Origin of the sequence: Arthrobacter sp. NtRootA1 (genome assembly GCF_019976975.1) — a bacterium.
Lineage (GTDB): Bacteria > Actinomycetota > Actinomycetes > Actinomycetales > Micrococcaceae > Arthrobacter > Arthrobacter aromaticivorans.
Map to the genome: position 1 here is coordinate 2,271,495 of NZ_AP024630.1, position 17,842 is coordinate 2,289,336.

Below are 17,842 nucleotides of genomic sequence, written 5' to 3' on the forward strand. Positions count from 1 at the left end.
GCTTCAGCCCCTTCCGTCGCCCCTTATGGTCGAGGGCATCCTTGGTGACCAGACCACTCCTCCTCGTGACTCCTGAGTCACGCCGCATGGCACTCCTTGATCGACACGGATGGTGTACTGGCCATAATCGCGTTCTATGACGAGGATCCCCTGCTTCCGTTCCAAAGCCGCGGGTATCAGCAGGCCGACCGCGTGGCTAAGTTTTTCATCTTTGCTTCTGGGCTCCTCCACAACGCTGACCTCAAGGGAAGGAGGAAACGGCCAGGTCGGGAAACGCTCGCCGCCCATAATGGTCAAGGCTGCGGTGACGATCGAAAAAAGCGGATCGTGGGACACGAGTCCTCCTAATATGCATGCGTCGTCCTCTAACCCAAGGGCAGGAAGAGGACAGCGTAGATGCCAAGCCCCGATAAGACGACGACGACTGTGGCGAGGGCCGCTGTGGATGCAAGGTCGGAGGCCATAATTTCGTTTCTAATACCGTGGATCGCCCGGTGGTACCGGCGTCTGCGGGTGAAGTTGATGGACAAGGCGCCAAGAATGGCTACGGCGACGAGGACTCCGATAAACCAGCCGTGATGGGGAATCCAGCGCAGGAAGACGGCAGCCGCGACGACCAGAGATAGGGTGGTGCGCCCCCAGGCGAGGTCCGTGCGTTCAGGCTGGAGGCCGGCATCGCCATGCCTTGGGGGGTCCTTTGATGGCTGTTTCATCATGTGGGGTGAGCAATAACGAAAACGACCATGGCGGCGGCAACCAGGCTACCGCCCGCGGCCAGGATGGGCGCGATCCAGGGTAGCGGCAGAGGGATGCTATGGCGCATTGAACGTTCCACAGCAAGCCATCGAAAGAAGGATCCACTGCCAAGGGCGAGAGCTAAAAACAGTAAGAGAACTGAAATGGTTTTCCGTAGCTCCGGGCCGAAAAAGTCTGCCATGAAGGCTTCGACCGCGACGCCGGCAGCAAGTAAAGCCAAGGAGGTACGGATCCATGCCAGGAAAGTTCGTTCGTTTGCGAGGGTGAATCGGGGATCCGGTTCTTCGCCGCCGCGCAGGAGGCGGACCGACAGCGGCATCCGGCTGCCGCTGTCATCTGGCCTGGTGTTTGACATGTAGGTTTCTTTCTAACCAGGCCACCGGATTGGGGCCCGGCGGTTTTGGCAATTGGGGGGAGTGTGCGGAGTCGCAAGGTCGCCGAAGGAAAGGCACGCGGTACCGAACGTGACAGCCCTAGCGCGGGATTTCCTCCTAGAAGTAGCCGTGGCAAGGGCCGGAATCGCAGGTGATGCACGGTGCCTCTGCGCGGGTAGCCGTCGGCTTGCTTCGCGGCGGCCATCAGCTCGTCGACGCGAAGCTGATAGGAAACAAGCCCAATAAGTACCTTGACGTTCCATAGCAGTCACCTTTGCTCTGGGAGTTCAGCGAACAGTACGTGAGCAGGGGCGGCCAGGCTCGTAAGTGCCTGGGCCACGACGTCGGTGACTGGGGCGGCGATGTCGACGACGACGCCGGCCTCGTCGGTGTCGAGTGGTTCGAGCGTGGCGAGTTGGGAGTCGAGCAGGGCGGGGGGCATGAAGTGTGCGGACCTGCCTGCCACCCGCTGTGCGAGAACGTCCTTGCCCCCGTTCAAGTGAAGGAAAATCGTGTCCGGTGCCTGGGCGCGGATTGCGTCGCGGTAGACACGCCGCAGCGCCGAGCAGGCCAGAACCAGGCCGCCTTCCCCGGCAGCAGCCAGCTCCCGCCCGACGATTGCCAACCAGGGCCAGCGGTCCTCGTCCGTCAGGGGTGTGCCGGCTGCCATCTTGGCCACGTTCTCCACGGGATGCAAGGAGTCGCCGTCCAGGAAGGGCACGCCCAGTTTCCGCGCCACGACGTCGCCGATGGTGGTCTTGCCGCAGCCGGAAACGCCCATCACGACGATCCGGAGCTTAGGCTGGCCTGTGTTGGGTTGGGAAGTGTTCACCAGTCATGGACCGTTCCGTCGATGAGGCGGTTGTAGGGCAGGTAGGCCTGCTGGTAGGGGTAGGCCGCGGCGGCTTCCTCGTTGAACTCCACACCGATGCCGGGCTCGTCCCCGGGGTGCAGGTAGCCGTCCTTGAACGTCATGGACTGCTGGAAGACCTCGTTGGTCTTGTCCGAGTGCTGCATGTATTCCTGGATGCCGTAGTTGTGGATCGCCAGGCCAACATGCAGCTGGGCGGCGAAGCCCACCGGGGAGATGTCCGTGGGGCCGTGGAAGCCGGACTTGATCTGGTACTGCGCGGCGAAGTCCATGACCTTCTTCAACGGGCTGATGCCACCGAAGTGGGTGGAGGCTGCGCGGACGTAGTCGATCAATTGCTCCTTGATGAGGGTCTGGTAGTCCCACACGGTGTTGAAGATTTCGCCGATGGCCAGCGGTGTGGTGGTGTGCTGGCGCACTAGGCGCAGGCCTTCCTGGTTCTCGGCCGGTGTGCAGTCCTCCAACCAGAACAAGTCATACGGTTCCAGCGCCTTGCCAAGCTTGGCTGCCTGAATGGGGGTCATGCGGTGGTGGCCGTCGTGCAGGAGCGGGATTTCCGGGCCGAACTCATTGCGCACGGCTTCGAAGACGGTGGGGAGGTGGCGCAGGTAGGCGCGGGTGTCCCAGTCTTCCTCCACGGGGAAGGCACCCCGCCCGGCAGGCTCGTAATCGTAGCGCTCCCCGGAGGCCTGGGCCTGTGCGGCAACACCGTAGACGGCCTTGATTCCGGGAACGGCGGTCTGGATGCGGATGGACTTGTAGCCCAGTTCCAGGTGCTCGCGGACGGAGTCGAACAGGGACGGAAGATCGGCCCCCGAGGCGTGGCCGTAGGCACGCAGCCCGTTGCGGGACGCCCCGCCTAGCAGCTGGTAGACCGGCATGCCGGCCACCTTGCCCTTGATGTCCCACAGCGCCATATCTACCGCGGCGATAGCGGCCATGGTCACGGGTCCGCGGCGCCAGTAGGAGCTGCGGTACAGGAACTGCCAGGTGTCCTCGATCCGGTGCGGGTCCTTGCCGATCAACAGCTGCGCCACATGCTCCTTGAGGTACGCGGCAACGGCGAGCTCACGGCCGTTTAGAGTCGCGTCACCGATGCCGGTAACCCCATCCTCGGTGGTAATCCGGAGCGTCACAAAGTTTCGGGACGGGCTGGTGACAAAGACGTCGGCGGCGATGATTTTCATGGAGAAGTGGTTCCTTCCGGAGCTAGAGGCAGTTTCAGTGCTGTATCGGGGCGGCCGTGGCCGCAGCGTTTGGGGTGAAAAATCCTGGCAGGCGCCGAACAAGCGCAACGATCTGCGGGTCCTCGGCAAGGCCGGCGCTGACCAGGCGGAGCAGGGCTTCCACTCTGTCCTCGCCCTTGAGGGCGTTTGCCGCCTGTATTTCCAAGCGCAGCGGGTCTTGGAAGTCTTTGGTTGTGGCGATGTAATCGATCCAGGCGGCAATCATCAGGGCGCTGCCGGCGCCGCTGCGGCCCGCGGCCCGTTCCGCCATTAGGACGGGCACGGCGCGCATACGCAGCTTGGTGGTCCCGTCAGCTGCGATCTGCATCAGCCGGTGGGCGATGCGGGCGTTACTGAACCGGTCCAGCAGGGCCTGCCGGTACTGCGGGATATCCAGCTCTTCAGCGGTCAAGTGGCGGGCGGCCTCGTCCCAGAAGTCCTCCACGGCCTTCCGGCACGTCGGATCGGCCAAAGCCTCGGCCACCGTGGCGTGGCCACGGAGCTGCCCGGCGTACGCCAGGATCGAGTGCGAACCGTTAAGCAGCCACAGCTTGCGGTGCTCATACGGCTCAATGTCATCCACGAGCACGGCGCCTGCGTCCTCCCAGCGCGGCCTGCCGGCCGGGAAATCACCGCTGAGCACCCAGTTCCGGAACGGTTCGGCCACCACCGGCGAGCTGTCGCGGTAGCCGCATTGTTCGGCGACTTCCGCGATATCCGCCTCCGTGGTGCGGGGGGTAATGCGGTCCACAGAGGTGCTGACAAAGCTGACGTTCGTATCGATCCATTCCACCAGTCCTTGGCCCCAGGCGCCCGCCAGGCCCAGGACCGCGCGACGGGCCACCTCGCCGTTGGCCGAAAGATTGTCGCAGCTGACGACGGCGATGGGTCCCGTGCCGCTGTCGCGGCGCCGCGCGAGGGCAAGCACCAGGCGCCCCAAAGGCGTGCCGGGCGCCCCTGTTCCGCCGGACGCGGCTGCCGACAGCGTGTGGAGGTCATCCGCGACACCCGGGCCGCCGGGGTCGAACGTTCCGTCCGCGGCCAGCCCGTATGCGGCCTCGGTGATGGTCAGGGTGATGATTGCCGTTTCCTTGGCAGCAACGAGGTCGCAGAGGCGGCTGACGTTGGCGCCGTCCACCGCCTCGACGATGCTGCCGATGACTTCGAAGCTGTCCCCGCCTGCTGAGCGTTCCACCAAGGTGTACAGGCAGTCCTGGGCGGACAGTGCCTCTGCGGCATCGGGGCGGCGCCCGGTGAACGCCGCGATGCCCCACTGCGCCGCATCACCGGCGTGCTGGGTGTACCAGGCCTGGTGCGAGCGGTGGAACGCACCCAAGCCGAGGTGCACAATCCGCACCGGCGCGTTGGGTAGCGGCTTCAGGCCCCGGTGCAGGACAGGAACAGAGTTCAGTGTAGGGACGGGGTGGTCTGCCGACTGGGTCGTCTTCACAGCTTGAACACCCGCCGCGGCGCCGCGTCGATGATGTCGACGATCAGGTCGTGCGCCCGTTCTTCGGTGATCCGGTGTTCGGCCACGAGCCGTGCCAGGAATGATGCCTCGATCCGGCGGGCCGTGTCGTGGCGGGCCGGGATGGAGCAGAAGGCCCGGGTGTCGTCGATGAAGCCTGAGGAGCGCGAGAAGCCAGCCGTCTCGGTGACCGCCGACCGGAACCGCAGCATCGCGTCCGGGGCGTCCAGGAACCACCACGGCGCCCCCAGGTACACCGACGGGTAGAACCCGGCCAGCGGCGCCAGTTCCCGGGAGAACACCGTCTCGTCCAGGGTGAACAGAACCAGGTGAAAATCCTTGGCCGTGCCGAAATCCTGCAGCAGCGGGCGGACGGCCTCGGTGTAGTTGACGGCTACCGGAATGTCATGGCCAGTGTCCGCACCGAAGGCCTCGAAGGTGGGCACATGGTGGTTGCGGAATGAGCCCGGGTGGATGGTCATGACCAGGCCGTCCTCCACCGACATCCTGGCCATCTGGTACAGCATGTGTGCCTCGAAGGCATCCCGGTCCGCAGTACTGGCCTGGCCGGCGCGGCCGAGCTCGAAAAGCCGCTCCGCCTCGCCGTCGTCCAGTTTCAATGTGGCGGGCGTGAACACGCCGTGGTCAGCGGACACAGCGCCGCGCTCCACGAAGTGCCGCCGCCGCGCTTCGAGTGCCTGGATGTACCCGGCGTAACCGGTGGCACCGTCCCCGGCCGCACTGATGAGGCGCTCCACGTTGTCCCGCCAGGCCGGATGCGCCATGTTCAGGTATTGGTCCGGCCGGAACGTGGGCAGCACCCTGCCCGCAAAGGCAGGATCCGCCTGAAGGGCTGCGTGGCTGTCGAGGGAATCCAGCGGGTCATCCGTGGTGGCCAACACCTCGATGTTGAATTCCTTGAACAACTCGCGCGGGCGGAAACCTGGCTCGGACAGTTTGGCCTGAAGTGCGTCGTAGAGCCGGTCAGCGTTCTCCGCGGACGGCTCCTCCAGAAGGCCGAACACGTGCGCGAACTCCTGCCGGATCCAGTACCCCGACGCGGTCCCTTCAAAAGCGCGCCATGCCTCGCAAAAATGCCGCCACACCTGCCTCGAATCCGCCGGCTGGCTGCCCAGGCCCAGCTGGTCCATGGGCACGCCGCCGGCGTGGATCAGCCGGGTGACGTAGTGGTCCGGGGTGACCAGCAGCGCTGCCGGGTCAGGAAAGGGCGTGTTTTGTTCGATTACTGCCGCGTCCACGTGTCCGTGCGGGGAAATGATCGGCAGGCCTTCCACTTTCGCGAAGAGCGAGCGGGCAATCTCCCTGACCCCGGGATCGGCAGGCAGCAGTCGCTCCGGGTGGAACGCTATTAGCGATGGCATGGTCTGTCACTTTCAGATTTAGGGGTGTTAGGTGGCGTTGTCATTCGGGAACCAAAAGTAGGGACACTCACATAGAGGTAAATCTGCCGTTGGATCCACGCATGACGAACTCTGTTTCCACGGTGATGACTGTGTCCAGGGCACTCGCGCCGTGGACGATGTCCAGCAGCAGTGCTGTCGCTTGCGCTGCGCAAGCTTCCGAGGAGCAACGGATGGTACTAAGTGGCGGAGAGGTGAACTCGGCGGCGAGGATGTCGTCGGAACCGATGATGCTTACGTGATCGGGTATACCGAGACCCGCCGCGTGGAGTTCCTGCATGAGTCCGATGGCGAGCAGGTCGCTATCGGCCACAACCGCTGTCGCTCCGCAAGCACGTACGCTGCGTGCCGCCTCCCTGCCGCCGTCAGTACTGTCTTTGGTGGCGTACACCTTGTGGAGCCTAAGTCCAAGCCAGGTGCTGGCTGCGCTTGCGCTCTCCCAGCGGCGCCGGGACATCCACGAGTCACCGGGGGCTGCCACAAAAGCGATTTCACGGTGGCCAGACGCCGCAAGACTCCGAAAGGCTTGGTTAAGTCCGTTGCTTATGTCGGGCAGCACACTCGGGACACCCTGCACCTCCCGGTTCACGAGCACAACCGGCTTTGCATCAGCTAGGTCACGGATGGTGTCGTCATCCATATCAGGGCTTACCAGCAAGAGACCGTCCACTGTTTCCATCAGACGAGGGCCAGTACCACTTCTTGTCCAGGCCCCACCGGAGGACACATGGAGCGATAAGGCATAGTCCCGGCTGGCGGCGACCTGTTGGGCCGTGCAGATAACGTCATAGAATGCCGGATTTTGTGTCTTGGGGATTAACAGTCCGAGGGTGTTGGTGCGCCCTGTGGGCAAGGCCCTTGCGAAGGGGTTCGCAAGATACCCCAGCTCAGCAGCGGCTTCATCGATGCGTTTCTTCGTGCCTGCGTTCACCCTTCCGGGTGTGCTCAATGCCCGGGAGACTGTTGATGGGTGGACGCCTGCCATCCGTGCAACGTCGTAGATGGTTGCACGGGAATGCACTGATTTTGCCACAGCTCCAGCCTCCGTTCGTTGTGCCGCAGTGATAATGAGGGCAATGATGTTCGCTCAATTGTTGTAAGGTCGCCAAAGCGTCCCTTCGAGAAATGCCTCTTGTTGACTCTCCCGTGACAGCCCAGGAACTGGAAGAGTGCCTTTCATGTAGAAGGTATTTCGATTGGTGATAGTTCGAAGGGGCAGACTAAGTCCGGCCTCCGTCCACTTCCACAACAGCCCGGAAGACCCATTACCTTCAGTGCTCGTGCGCGGCTGTTTCATAGCCGGCGGTATATCCGTGCTCACGTATCGGGCTCAGGGTCGATTTGCCGTGAACCGTGCGTTCGGAGACATCCGTTCCATCTGACTGAATGCGTACCGGTGTCCATGACGTCCCTGTACAGCCCTGGCTAGGTCTTAGTCGGCTCGAGGTGGGACGGGACCGGAAGGCGCTTCGGTGCGGCCAGTTCGGGGAGACCATCGGTCGTTCGTGTCCGTGGTGGCGGCGTGGTGATGGGTCCATCCAAGAGCGGGTCCCGGGTGTCGTCCATCCACTCTGCCAACAGGGCGGAGTATCGGGAACGAATGCCTGCATATGTCGGGTCATCGACAAGGTTGGTCAGCTCGTCCGGGTCGATTTCGCGGTCGTAGAGCTCCTCTCGGGGGCGTGGGGCCAGGTGTGAATCGCCCATTCCGTGGCGCGTGGGGCTGCCTTCAAGATCGCCGGAGAGCTTCAGGAGTGGGTTCGGCTCGAAATTCCGGATATACGCATAGTTTTCCGACCTGACTGCCCGGATCGGGTCGTAATGGTCATGGTGGCTCTTGGATGTAAAGACAACGCGTTCGGATCCTGTGTCTAAGGGTTCCTGCATGGGACTCCTCAAAGAAATCCCCTCAAGGTTCTCGTCAGCGGAGGCGCCGGCCGCGTCAAGGAAGGTTGGCAGGATGTCGAGGTGGCTTACAATTTCCCGGCGGACTCCTGGCCGAACATCCCATGCAGTTGGTGGCCTGACGATGAGCGTGACACCCGTTCCGGCGTCATAAAGTGAGCTCTTGGCACGGGGGAACGGGGCTCCGTGATCGGTGGTGAAAACAATCATTGTTGTTCTCGGGTTCAGTTCCTCATTAATGGCTTTGAAGATCCGTCCCATTGCAGCGTCGAGTTGGCGGATTGAGCCGTGGAACGCTGCGATGTCGGCGCGGGTCGATTCGTTGTCCGGAAGGTAAGCCGGAACGTTCACCTGGCTGGGGTCGGCAGCAGCGTAATCTTCGGCCGGCCAGGGGCGGTGGACCTCCCAGATGCCCACGGTGAGGAATATCGGGGCCCTTTCGCCCTTCGCGGGCAGTCTTTGTAACCAGGCCGCGGCTGACTCCACGACCGTGTTGGCGCGCGGGAGATATCCGAGCCCGATAACGTCGTCGAAACCGATAAGACGGGCGTCGGCGTTTTCGTGCTGAAGTCCGATGAGCGTTGACTTGTATCCGCACTTTGCCAGATGTTCGGGTGCTGTGAGGACATTACCCCTGTAACGCCACGAGTTGTGGGCGAGACCCTGGACGCCGTGACGGTGGGGCGACAGTCCGGTGAACAGTGATCCGCGGGCAGGGGAACAGAGCGGGGCTGTGGAGTGGGCGTTCTCAAATACGACCGAACCCTTGGCGAAGGCCTCCAGGTTCGGGCTTGGTACGTCCGGCATGCCGTATATCGAGAGCCAGCGGCCCAAATCGTGGCAGTGGATGAGGACGATGTCCGGAGCTTCTGTTGTCATGGTTCTCTTTCTGAATATGGGGCGGGAGGCTCAGACAGTGGCTGCGGCAGCGAGTTCTCCAGCGAAATGACACGCCGCAATCTGGCCGTTCGAGGTCACCGCGAGTGGGGGAGGAGTCGTGGCGCAAATCTCTCGGTCTTTGTTGAACAACGGGCCTATCGGGCAGCGCGTTCTAAAAGGGCAACCGCTGGGCGGGTTTGCGGGACTGGGCATGTCGCCTGCAAGAACGATCCTCTCCCGCTTACGGGCGTCGACATCCGGCTCGGGTGTGGACGATAGCAAAGCAGCGGTATAGGGGTGTTGAGGAGCACCGTATACCTCTTCGGCAGTGCCCATTTCCACCACGCGGCCCAGATACATCACGGCGACGCGGTCACTGAGGTGGCGGACAACCGAAAGGTCGTGAGCGATGAATAGGTAGCCTAGGCCGAGATCGTCCCGCAGGTCCTCAAGGAGGTTAATGATCTGCGCCTGGATGGAAACGTCCAGCGCTGAGACCGGCTCATCACATATGAGCATCTTCGGATTTGCAGCGAGAGCGCGCGCGATTCCAACACGCTGACGCTGTCCACCCGAAAACGCGTAAGGGTACCTGTCGAGGTGGTCACCGTTAAGGCCAACCCGTTCAAGGAGTTCACGCGACCGGGTGCGGGCCGCGTGGCCTTTTACCCCCGCGACCGAGAGGGCCTCTTCGAGGGATTGGCCGATGGTGCGGCGGGGATTCAGGGACGCATAGGGGTCTTGGAAGACGTACTGGATTGTTGAGGTGACCGTTCGGAGGTCTTCCTTTCCCATGCGGGTGACGTCCCGGCCGGCGACGGTTATCCGGCCCTCACCAACCGGATTAATGCCCACGATCGTTCGGGAAAGTGTCGACTTGCCGCAGCCGGACTCGCCGACAACTCCCAGAGTTTCTCCCGCCCTCACTTCAAGGCTGATGCCGTTCACGGCCCAAATCGGGTGGCGAGGCTTGCCGACGTTTGTCCGAACGTTTTCCACCTGCAGAATCGGTTTCCCGGGTTCCTCTGGAGTGGTCCGGGTTCTCACCACCGGCATCGGAAGGGCCTCCACGTCCCCTCCGGAAGCGCTGACCCAACATGCAGCCCTCTGTGAAGGGGCCAGTACCTCAAGCGGTGGGCGGTCGGTCCGGCACTTTTCGACGGCGACCGGGCAACGAGGATGGAAACTGCAGCCGCCCGGAAGCCGGGCAGGGTCCGGTGGCGAGCCGGGAATGGCCGGTAGCGCATGTCCGGCCGGTGTATCAATGCGTGGAACGGCGCGCAGGAGGGCGTTGGTGTAGGGGTGCTGCGGATTGTTGAATACGGTTCGCACAGGGCCGGATTCAACGACGCGTCCCCCGTACATGACGATCATCTCGTCACAGAGTTCAGCGACGACGCCCATGTCGTGGGTAATCATGATGATCGCAACGCCGAGGTCCTTCCGGAGATCTACCAGAAGCTTGAGTATCTGTGCCTGGATGGTGACGTCGAGCGCTGTTGTCGGCTCGTCTGCGATGAGGAGTTCGGCCTCGTTGGCCAGGGCGATCGCGATGACAACGCGCTGGCGCATACCGCCGGAGAACTCGTGCGGGTACTGCTCAATGGTTCGTTCAACGTCGGGGATTCCCACCTTGTGGAGCAGTTCGAGGGCGCGTTGGCGTGCTTCGTGCTTCCGGGTGCCGTGGACAATGAGAGTCTCGGCAATCTGATCGCCGACACGCATCATGGGGTTTAGCGCAGCCTGCGGATCTTGGAAGACCATAGCGATCCGCTTGCCACGGACGTCGCGCATGGTCGCCTCCGTCTCGTTCAGGAGGTCGCGGCCATGGAGCATGATCTTTCCGCCATCCACCTGTCCGGGGGCGCGCAGCATGCGCATGATCGAGCGTGCCGTGACGCTCTTTCCGGACCCGGATTCGCCGACGACTCCGAGAATTCTTCCGGCACCGATTTCAAAGCTGATGTCGTTGACGGCGCGGACCACGCCGTGGCTTGTCGGGAAGCTGACCTGCAGTCCTTCGACGCGGAGTAACGGTTGATCTTCGCGGACGGAGGCGGAGTCCCTGGTGTCACTGGTCATGGTCACTTTCGGTTCACCGTTTCATTCAGGGCATCGGTCAGCAGGCTGAACGCGAATGCCAGGAGCAGGAGGATGATGATCGGCCCGAGGATGTAGGTGGGCGACTGGGTGATGTAGCGCATCCCCGTGTTGAGCAGTGCGCCGAGGGAGGGCTGTGGCGGCTGGATTCCTAGACCCACGATGGAGAGACTTGCTTCCAGAAAGACGGCGTGAACGATGAACACTGCGCCCTGCACAATGATGGCATCCACGGCGTTGGGCAGCAGGTGCCGGACCACGATCGTCGATCGGCTGATGCCCAGTGTCCTTGCGGCCGTGACGTACTCCCGCTGCTGTTGGGACAGCAGAGCCGCCCGTGCGAGGCGACCGAAGGTTGGAAGACCGATGACCACGATGGAGATGAGGAGGGCGGGAAACCCGGTGCCGAGAACCAGCACCACACAGATGCCAAGGACCAGGCCCGGGAAGCCGACAATGACGTCGAGGATGCGTTGGATCAAGGTGCCCGTAGTTTTGGATACGAATCCGATGAGGCCAAGCAGGGTTCCAACCGCCATGGTGATGGGAGCCGCAATATAGACCAAAGTAAGGTCGGTCCGAAGTCCGAACAAGCTGCGGACCAGGATGTCTCGTCCCAACTCGTCCGTGCCAAACAGGTGCTCAGGGGACATGGGGAGGAGTGCGTCACGGCCCTGCTGGTCGTAGCCTCCTGGAAAGACCGCTGGTGCGAGGAAAGCCGCTGTGGTCAGGACGACTATCACGGTGGCCGCGAAGATTCCCTTAGGCTGGCGGAATGCCTGGAGGTAGCGGGAGGCTGTCAGGTTGAAGCGGCGTGGTTCCCGTGCCATTTTTGTCTGCTTGCTGATGGTTGTCATGTCAGGCCCCCAGTCGAATGCGCGGGTCAAGCGCTGCGAGAACGATTTCGGATAGCAGTTGGATTACGACGGCGATGAACACAGCGGACATGATCAGCACCTGGATGACGAGGTAATCGCGGCTTTGCACCGAGGAGACCGCCAGGGATCCGAGGCCGTTGCGGGCGAAGATCGATTCAACAACGATCGCACCGGCAAGGAGTTCCCCGATCCTTAGGCCGATGACCACCACCGCATTGCCGAAGCTGTTGCGCAATACGTGCTTGTGCGTAATCCGAAACGGGGAGACGCCCTTGGCCGTGGCCAGGTCGACGAAATCCTCGCTCCTGATCTGCAGCATGCTCGTCTGAAGGAGGCGGGCGACCACGGCAGCTTGGGGAAGGGCCAGTGCAGTGGCTGGCAGGATCAGGAACTGGATTGAGATGCCCGGATCTTCGAAGAAGCCCATTTCACCGGACACCGGCAGCAGCGGGATGACTATACCGAGCAGCAGGATCAGGAGAAGGCCGGTGAGGAACGGAGGTACTGCAAGAAAAGTTGTATTAAAGACGTCGATTATGCTGCGCGCCCAACGTGAGCGGGGTGAGCCGCCCAGCATGCCCAGCCCCAGGCCCACAGCGATCATGATGAGCGCGGCTAGCGCGGCGAGTTCCAGCGTACTTTCAAGCCTGCCGGCGATGAGCTCGCCGACAGGGCGGTGGAGCACATAAGACTGGCCAAGGTCTCCCTTAAGAAGCCCTCCCATCCAGTCGAGATATTGCTGCCACAATGGCAGGTTCAGGCCTAGCTGTTGCCGTATAGCCTCAACGGTGGCGGGTGAAGGATCAGGGCCCGCGAGCACGACGGCCGGATCACCTGGTGCGAGCCTTGGCAGGATGAAGGCAACGATAGAGCTGACGACAAGGACGAAGAGCACGGAAGGAATCTTCCGGGTCAGGAATTGGAGCACGAAACTCTCAGTTCTCTCTGCAAGGACAAGGGGGCCTGAACTTGGAGCGCTGGCACCCGTGCCTTCGGCGACTTGGTGGGTGGGGCAGCCCAGGGCCAGCCCCACCCACAGGGATTTCTCCGGTTACTTGGAGAGGTAAGCTTCCGTCAGCACGACGGGGCCTCGGGGGGAAAGCTGTAAGCCGTGCAGGGCGGACGAGGCTACGACGGGAGATGGTGCCTGGATGATTGGGGCAGCCCATACCTGATCGAGCACATAGTCCGTCATCTTTTGCAGCGCGGCTTTCTTGTCTGACTCGCTTGTGGCAGTAAACATGGACTGCCTGCGCTTGTCGTACTCCGGAGAGACGAATTTGGAGGGGTTTGTCTTCCGCAGGACGGGGAGGGAATTCAGCAACGTCGCCGGTGACAGTCCGCCTTGCCCGTTGTTTTGGAGCCAAGCGGTTCCAAGGTCGGCAGCGATTTGCTGGGCCTGGAAGGTGGGCTGGTCGACGTTGTTCGCCTGAGGTGCGAGGCCGATTTCCGTGAGGTTGTTGGCGACAATCTCGAACATGGCTTTGACGACAGGGTTGCCGTGGAAGGTGATTGGTACAGTAGCGCCGGCCGCACCCGCTTCCTGGATCAGCTGTTTGGCCTTGTCCGGGTCGTACGAATAGTGGGTGACGTCGTCGCCATTGAGCCCCGGCGTTGCCGCTCCCCAGTACAAGTCCGACACATAGCCTGTCTTCGCCAGCACTTGGGAGTTGATGCGGTCCCGGTCGAGGGCATATGCCACGGCCTGACGCACTTTCGGGTTGTTGAATGGGGCCACTGAGGTGTTCATACCGAAGGTATAGAACGTCCCGCCGGAGCCTGTGACCTGGTACTGATTGTTGCCGTCGAAAGATTTGGCATCCGTGGCAGTGATACCCATGGCAATTTGTGCGCGTCCGCTTCTAAGCGCCGACAGCAGCGCGGTCGCATCCGTCGTGACAACATACTGGATGCTGTCGAGGTTAACTGCCTTCGCGTTCCAGTACCGCTCGTACTTTTTCAGGGTGAATGAGGCGCCGGGCTTCCAGTCAGTGAACATGAATGGCCCGGTACCCGTAACCCGGGTACCGTCCGCCAGGCCGGATGCAGTTTTTTCATCGATGATGGGGGTCTGGTTGAAGAAGTCAAAGAGGCTCGGCTGAGGACCGGTAAAAGAGATCTTCAGTTCGGTGGGGCTGACAACCGTCATGGCTTGGAAGGCCTTGGGAACGAAGGAGAGTTGGGAGCCGGACGTAGGTTTGGCCGCCTGCTCGAACGAGTATTTCACGTCGTCCGCGGTCATCTTGCGCCCTGTATGGAAGGTGACGTCGTCGCGCAGGGTGATGTCGATGGAAAGGTTGTCCTCAGAAACCTTCCAGCTGGAAGCGAGCAAGGGCTTTGGGTGATCTGGATCTTTAGGATCAACTGTCAAGAGCGATTCGAAAACGTTGTTAAACCAAGGGTAGTTCGTCTCCAGGGTCTGGAATACGCTTCCCGGGATAGCGTCGAGCGCTACTGCGAAGGTCACGCTGCCACCCTTAACGGGAGTGGAAGTCGCCGAACTGCCCAGATCCCGAGCTGACGAGCAGGCAGAGACCAACACAGTCAGGGCTATAGCCATAAAGGTGACAGTCGCCCGGCGTAACAGGCTTCCAGGCTTTCTGCCCTGCGGAAAAGGAAACATCCTGACTCCTCGTCATTGATGAGTGCTGAATTAGAATTGGTGGATCGATCTATCACAGGCTACTACCAGCGATATGGGAGTTGCAATACTTTTGTTGGATCGAACTAGCAAAATTGCGTTCATCTTGGATTAGGATGATCAAGGTAGACGGCTGATTGAAGCTTCCCGGTTTCTCTCATGCACGGAACCGGCCATGACAACCATTGGTCACGCGTTCAGTCTTCGGGAATGAGGAGATGCCATGCCCGCCACAAAGCGCGTCACACTGTTTGATGTCGCCAAGCACGCCGGAGTTTCCCGGGCTTCGGCCTCTTTGGTAGTGCGCGGCACAGGACGGCTAAGCCCGGAGACCCGGGAGCGTGTTCTGGCAGCCATGGGGGAGCTCGGTTATGTGTACCATCGCGGCGCGGCGAGTCTTCGTACGCAGCGTTCCTCGAGCGTGGGCGTGCTCATCACCGACATCGCCAATCCTTCCTTCGCAAACCTGACACAGGGACTCGAACAGGGGCTGGCCTCGGCAGGCTACTTCACCATGCTCAGTAACACTTTCGACGACCAAGACCGGGAGCTGCAGCTTGTCCGCTCTTTCCTCGAATATCCCGTTGATGCTCTGGTCTACGTCCCGGCCGCAGGAGAGTTGGCGGAGACTCGTAGGCTGCTCGCGTCCGCGCCAATTCCTGTGCTTGCAGTGACGCGCACCCCCTCCGAATCCGGTGCTTACGTGGGGCCGGATAACTTCCTTGGCGGCTGGAAAGCCGCCGAACACATGATCGTCCAACATGGCTGCACGAAGCTTGCGTTCCTTGGCGGTCCCTCCGAAGGGCCTGCGCGGCGCGACAGGCTGGACGGCGTGCGGGCAAGGATTGAAGAGACAACGGGTGTCAGCCTGGTGTTCGATCTTCACGGGCCTGTCACCCCTGATTCTGCCGAGCAGATGAGCGCCGCGGCGATAGCCACCCAGACCGAGTTTGACGGCCTGATCTGCCACAGCGATCTTGTGGCCTACGCTTTCCTGAGTGCTTGGCGAAAAACTGGTAAGGAGCCTCTGCCCGTTATTGGCTTCGACGACCTGCCGATCTCCAAACTGTTCGATCCTCCCGTGACCTCCATTACCGTGGGCCAGTTGGGAGCCAGGGCGGCGGAACGTGTACTCCAGATGATTGACGGGGGCGAGCCCTTCGCAGAGCTGATGCCGCCACACATCGAGCTGCGAGAGTCCTGCGGCTGTCACGCGGCCAACGGCGGCTGACACCGATTCGACCCTAACGGCCCGTGCCGGGCCTAGGTCTGGCGGCCAGAGGTGCTATTCCTCTCCGCCCTTCACCGACGGTGTTTTCGATGGTGCCGATGCCCTCAACGGTCATCCGGACCGCGTCGCCGGTTGCCAGGGGCGGCGGAGTCTGGGACCCGTTGCGCCCCCAGAGTTCTGCCAGGCAGCCGCTCCCGCAGGTGCCTGAGCCCAGCACATCGCCAGGACGCACCACGGAGTCCTGGGAGGCATAAGCCACGAGCTCGGCGAACGGCCAGCCCATGTTGGAGAGCAGGTCCTGTCCGATCTGCTTGCCGTTGACTTCGACGGACATGGCGATGGGCAGGAACCCCTCGGCGTCGTGCCGGTTCTCGAACTCGTCGGCGGTGACAATCCACGGCCCCAGAGTGTTGGCGAAGTCCTTGCCCTTGCACGGGCCCAGGCCGACCTTCATTTCCCGGCGCTGCAGGTCCCGGGCTGACCAATCGTTGAGGATGGTGTAGCCAAAGATGTGCCGGTGCGCCTCCTCCGCTGACAGGTTCCTGCCGTCGCTGCCGGGGACGCGTCCGACAACGGCAGCGACCTCCGTTTCAAAGTCCAGGTCGGTGCAGCCGGCGGGTATTCCGACGACCTCGCCAGTTCCGGTCACAGTATGCGGGTTGGTGAAGTAGAAGGTGGGTGCCTCGTACCATTCGGGCACCACTCCGGCGGCGCCATCGATGCTCTTCCGGACCCCTTCGACGTGTTCCTCGAACGCCACGAAGTCCCGCATGGTGGCGGGTTGCAGGGGTGCGAGCAGCTGCACGTCCGCCAGCGGCACCCCGGTGCCGGACCCGATGGTGCGCCGGGCAACGTCCAGCGCACCATCGAGTCCGGCGTCGAATAGCGTCTGCACGTCCTGGCCCTGGGGGAGGGCGAAACAGGTGTCGCCGTCAACAAAGCCGGACTGCGTGCCGCCGTCGTGATTCCAGCGTGCGATCTTGACCATGTGGTTCTTCTTCCTTACGCGTTGGGTCGGGTCGCCAGGTCGGCCGCAGCGGTGATGCCCAGTGCGCGTGCGTTGCCGCTCAAAACCCGGGCCTCGTCGTCGGACGGCAGCGCGGCAGCCTCCACCTCGTCCACGGGAAGGTCGGAACCCATGTCGAACGGGTAGTCAGAGCCGAGCAGCACGTGCCCGGGACCTGCGGCAGCCACTAGGGCCCGCAGTTCGGCCGGGCTGTGCACCAGGGAGTCGAAGTAGAGCTTGTGCAGGTAGGACGATGGCGGCTGGGCGCAGCCATGTGCCTCGGGCCGTACCTTCCAGGCGTGGTCCGAGCGGCCCAGCGTGGTCGGGAGGTAGCCGCCGCCGTGCGCGGCCAGGACTTTGAGGGCCGGGTGCCGGTCCAGGACGCCGCTGAAGATCAGGTGCGACAGGGCAACGGCGTTTTCCGCGGGCTGGGACACGGTGTTGGCCAGGTAGAAGCGGTCCAGCCGTTCATCCAACGAGCAGCCGAAGGGATGCAGGAACACCACCGCGCCGAGCTCTTCGGCGCGGGACCAGAACGGTTCCAGCCGGGGGTCCGAAAGCTCCACCGTGCTGCGGTCGGAATCGCCGGGAGTGGCGGCGTAGGAGCCGATCTCCACGCCAAGCAGTCCGCATTCCAGCACGGCGTGCTCCAACGTCTGCACCATCAGGTGTGGGTGTTGGAGCGGGACCACGCCCAGGCCGTTGAGCCGTTCCGGTGCGCGGTCCACGAACTCCCGTACTGCCTGGTTGGCCTGCCGCGCCACCTCGAGGGCGAGTTCTTCGGTGGCGAAGTAGTAGAAATGCGAGGGCGAGGGCGAGACCAGCTGCACGTCAACGCCCTGCGCGTCCATGTCTGCCAGCCGTCGATGCAGGTCCATCAGCTGCGGCCAGCGTTCCTTAATCATCTTTCCCGAGGCAGCCATGGACTCGGGCCCGTTGCGCCGCACCTCCAGGGACTGCAGCACGGCGAAGCCTTCGGGGTCCGCGTCGGCAACGAGCTGCTGCAGCGCCGGGAGCAGGATGTGCGCGTGGACATCCACTACGGGCGGCACATTGGTGTCAGTCATGTGTGGTCCTCGTTCTTAA

Annotated in this window: 16 protein-coding genes; 1 reads left to right on the forward strand and 15 read right to left on the reverse strand. The window is 62.5% G+C overall.

Going from position 1 to position 17,842, the window contains the following annotated elements:
• Positions 1–3: 3 nt before the first annotated feature.
• The 13 genes from LDN90_RS10240 to LDN90_RS10300 form a co-directional block, all read right to left on the reverse strand.
• Positions 4–336: a hypothetical protein gene (locus LDN90_RS10240; protein ID WP_223948951.1), complete on the reverse strand. Its 333-nt coding sequence runs from the start codon at positions 334–336 to the stop codon at positions 4–6.
• A gap of 29 nt (positions 337–365) precedes the next feature.
• Complete coding sequence (locus tag LDN90_RS10245; RefSeq protein WP_223948952.1) at positions 366–716, reverse strand: DUF202 domain-containing protein; 351 nt, start codon at positions 714–716, stop codon at positions 366–368.
• On the reverse strand, positions 713–1,111 hold the full coding sequence (locus tag LDN90_RS10250; protein WP_223948953.1) for a DUF202 domain-containing protein: 399 nt from the start codon (positions 1,109–1,111) through the stop codon (positions 713–715). The genes LDN90_RS10245 and LDN90_RS10250 overlap by 4 nt, the downstream gene beginning before the upstream one ends.
• Positions 1,112–1,398: 287 nt before the next feature.
• Positions 1,399–1,962, reverse strand: coding sequence for a gluconokinase (locus LDN90_RS10255; protein ID WP_223948954.1), 564 nt, complete (start codon positions 1,960–1,962; stop codon positions 1,399–1,401).
• Positions 1,959–3,188: a D-mannonate dehydratase ManD gene (gene manD, locus LDN90_RS10260; protein WP_223948955.1), complete on the reverse strand. Its 1,230-nt coding sequence runs from the start codon at positions 3,186–3,188 to the stop codon at positions 1,959–1,961. The genes LDN90_RS10255 and manD overlap by 4 nt, the downstream gene beginning before the upstream one ends.
• A gap of 34 nt (positions 3,189–3,222) precedes the next feature.
• Positions 3,223–4,638: a mannitol dehydrogenase family protein gene (locus LDN90_RS10265; protein ID WP_223949274.1), complete on the reverse strand. Its 1,416-nt coding sequence runs from the start codon at positions 4,636–4,638 to the stop codon at positions 3,223–3,225.
• A 35-nt stretch (positions 4,639–4,673) separates the two neighbouring features.
• Positions 4,674–6,077 (reverse strand): glucuronate isomerase, encoded by a 1,404-nt coding sequence (gene uxaC / locus LDN90_RS10270; RefSeq protein WP_223948956.1) that lies wholly within the window; start codon positions 6,075–6,077, stop codon positions 4,674–4,676.
• Between the two features lie 67 nt (positions 6,078–6,144).
• Positions 6,145–7,149, reverse strand: a complete 1,005-nt coding sequence (locus LDN90_RS10275) for a LacI family DNA-binding transcriptional regulator (protein ID WP_223948957.1) — start codon at positions 7,147–7,149, stop codon at positions 6,145–6,147.
• A gap of 392 nt (positions 7,150–7,541) precedes the next feature.
• Positions 7,542–8,900 carry a sulfatase gene (locus LDN90_RS10280; protein ID WP_223948958.1) on the reverse strand — a complete coding sequence of 453 codons (1,359 nt, stop codon included), beginning with the start codon at positions 8,898–8,900 and terminating at the stop codon, positions 7,542–7,544.
• 30 nt (positions 8,901–8,930) lie between these two features.
• Complete coding sequence (locus LDN90_RS10285) at positions 8,931–10,982, reverse strand: ABC transporter ATP-binding protein (protein WP_223948959.1); 2,052 nt, start codon at positions 10,980–10,982, stop codon at positions 8,931–8,933.
• A 2-nt stretch (positions 10,983–10,984) separates the two neighbouring features.
• On the reverse strand, positions 10,985–11,830 hold the full coding sequence (locus tag LDN90_RS10290) for an ABC transporter permease (protein WP_223948960.1): 846 nt from the start codon (positions 11,828–11,830) through the stop codon (positions 10,985–10,987).
• A 28-nt stretch (positions 11,831–11,858) separates the two neighbouring features.
• Positions 11,859–12,773, reverse strand: a complete 915-nt coding sequence (locus tag LDN90_RS10295; protein WP_263426284.1) for an ABC transporter permease — start codon at positions 12,771–12,773, stop codon at positions 11,859–11,861.
• A 156-nt stretch (positions 12,774–12,929) separates the two neighbouring features.
• Complete coding sequence (locus LDN90_RS10300) at positions 12,930–14,345, reverse strand: ABC transporter substrate-binding protein (RefSeq protein ID WP_223948962.1); 1,416 nt, start codon at positions 14,343–14,345, stop codon at positions 12,930–12,932.
• A gap of 397 nt (positions 14,346–14,742) precedes the next feature.
• Between LDN90_RS10300 and LDN90_RS10305 the strand changes: the two genes are divergently transcribed.
• Positions 14,743–15,750 carry a LacI family DNA-binding transcriptional regulator gene (locus LDN90_RS10305; RefSeq protein ID WP_223948963.1) on the forward strand — a complete coding sequence of 336 codons (1,008 nt, stop codon included), beginning with the start codon at positions 14,743–14,745 and terminating at the stop codon, positions 15,748–15,750.
• A 13-nt stretch (positions 15,751–15,763) separates the two neighbouring features.
• Here the strand turns inward: LDN90_RS10305 and LDN90_RS10310 are convergent, their stop codons facing one another.
• Both LDN90_RS10310 and LDN90_RS10315 read right to left on the reverse strand, forming a co-directional pair.
• Positions 15,764–16,738, reverse strand: a complete 975-nt coding sequence (locus tag LDN90_RS10310) for a fumarylacetoacetate hydrolase family protein (RefSeq protein WP_223948964.1) — start codon at positions 16,736–16,738, stop codon at positions 15,764–15,766.
• A gap of 14 nt (positions 16,739–16,752) precedes the next feature.
• Positions 16,753–17,823: an amidohydrolase family protein gene (locus LDN90_RS10315; RefSeq protein WP_223948965.1), complete on the reverse strand. Its 1,071-nt coding sequence runs from the start codon at positions 17,821–17,823 to the stop codon at positions 16,753–16,755.
• Positions 17,824–17,842: the final 19 nt, after the last annotated feature.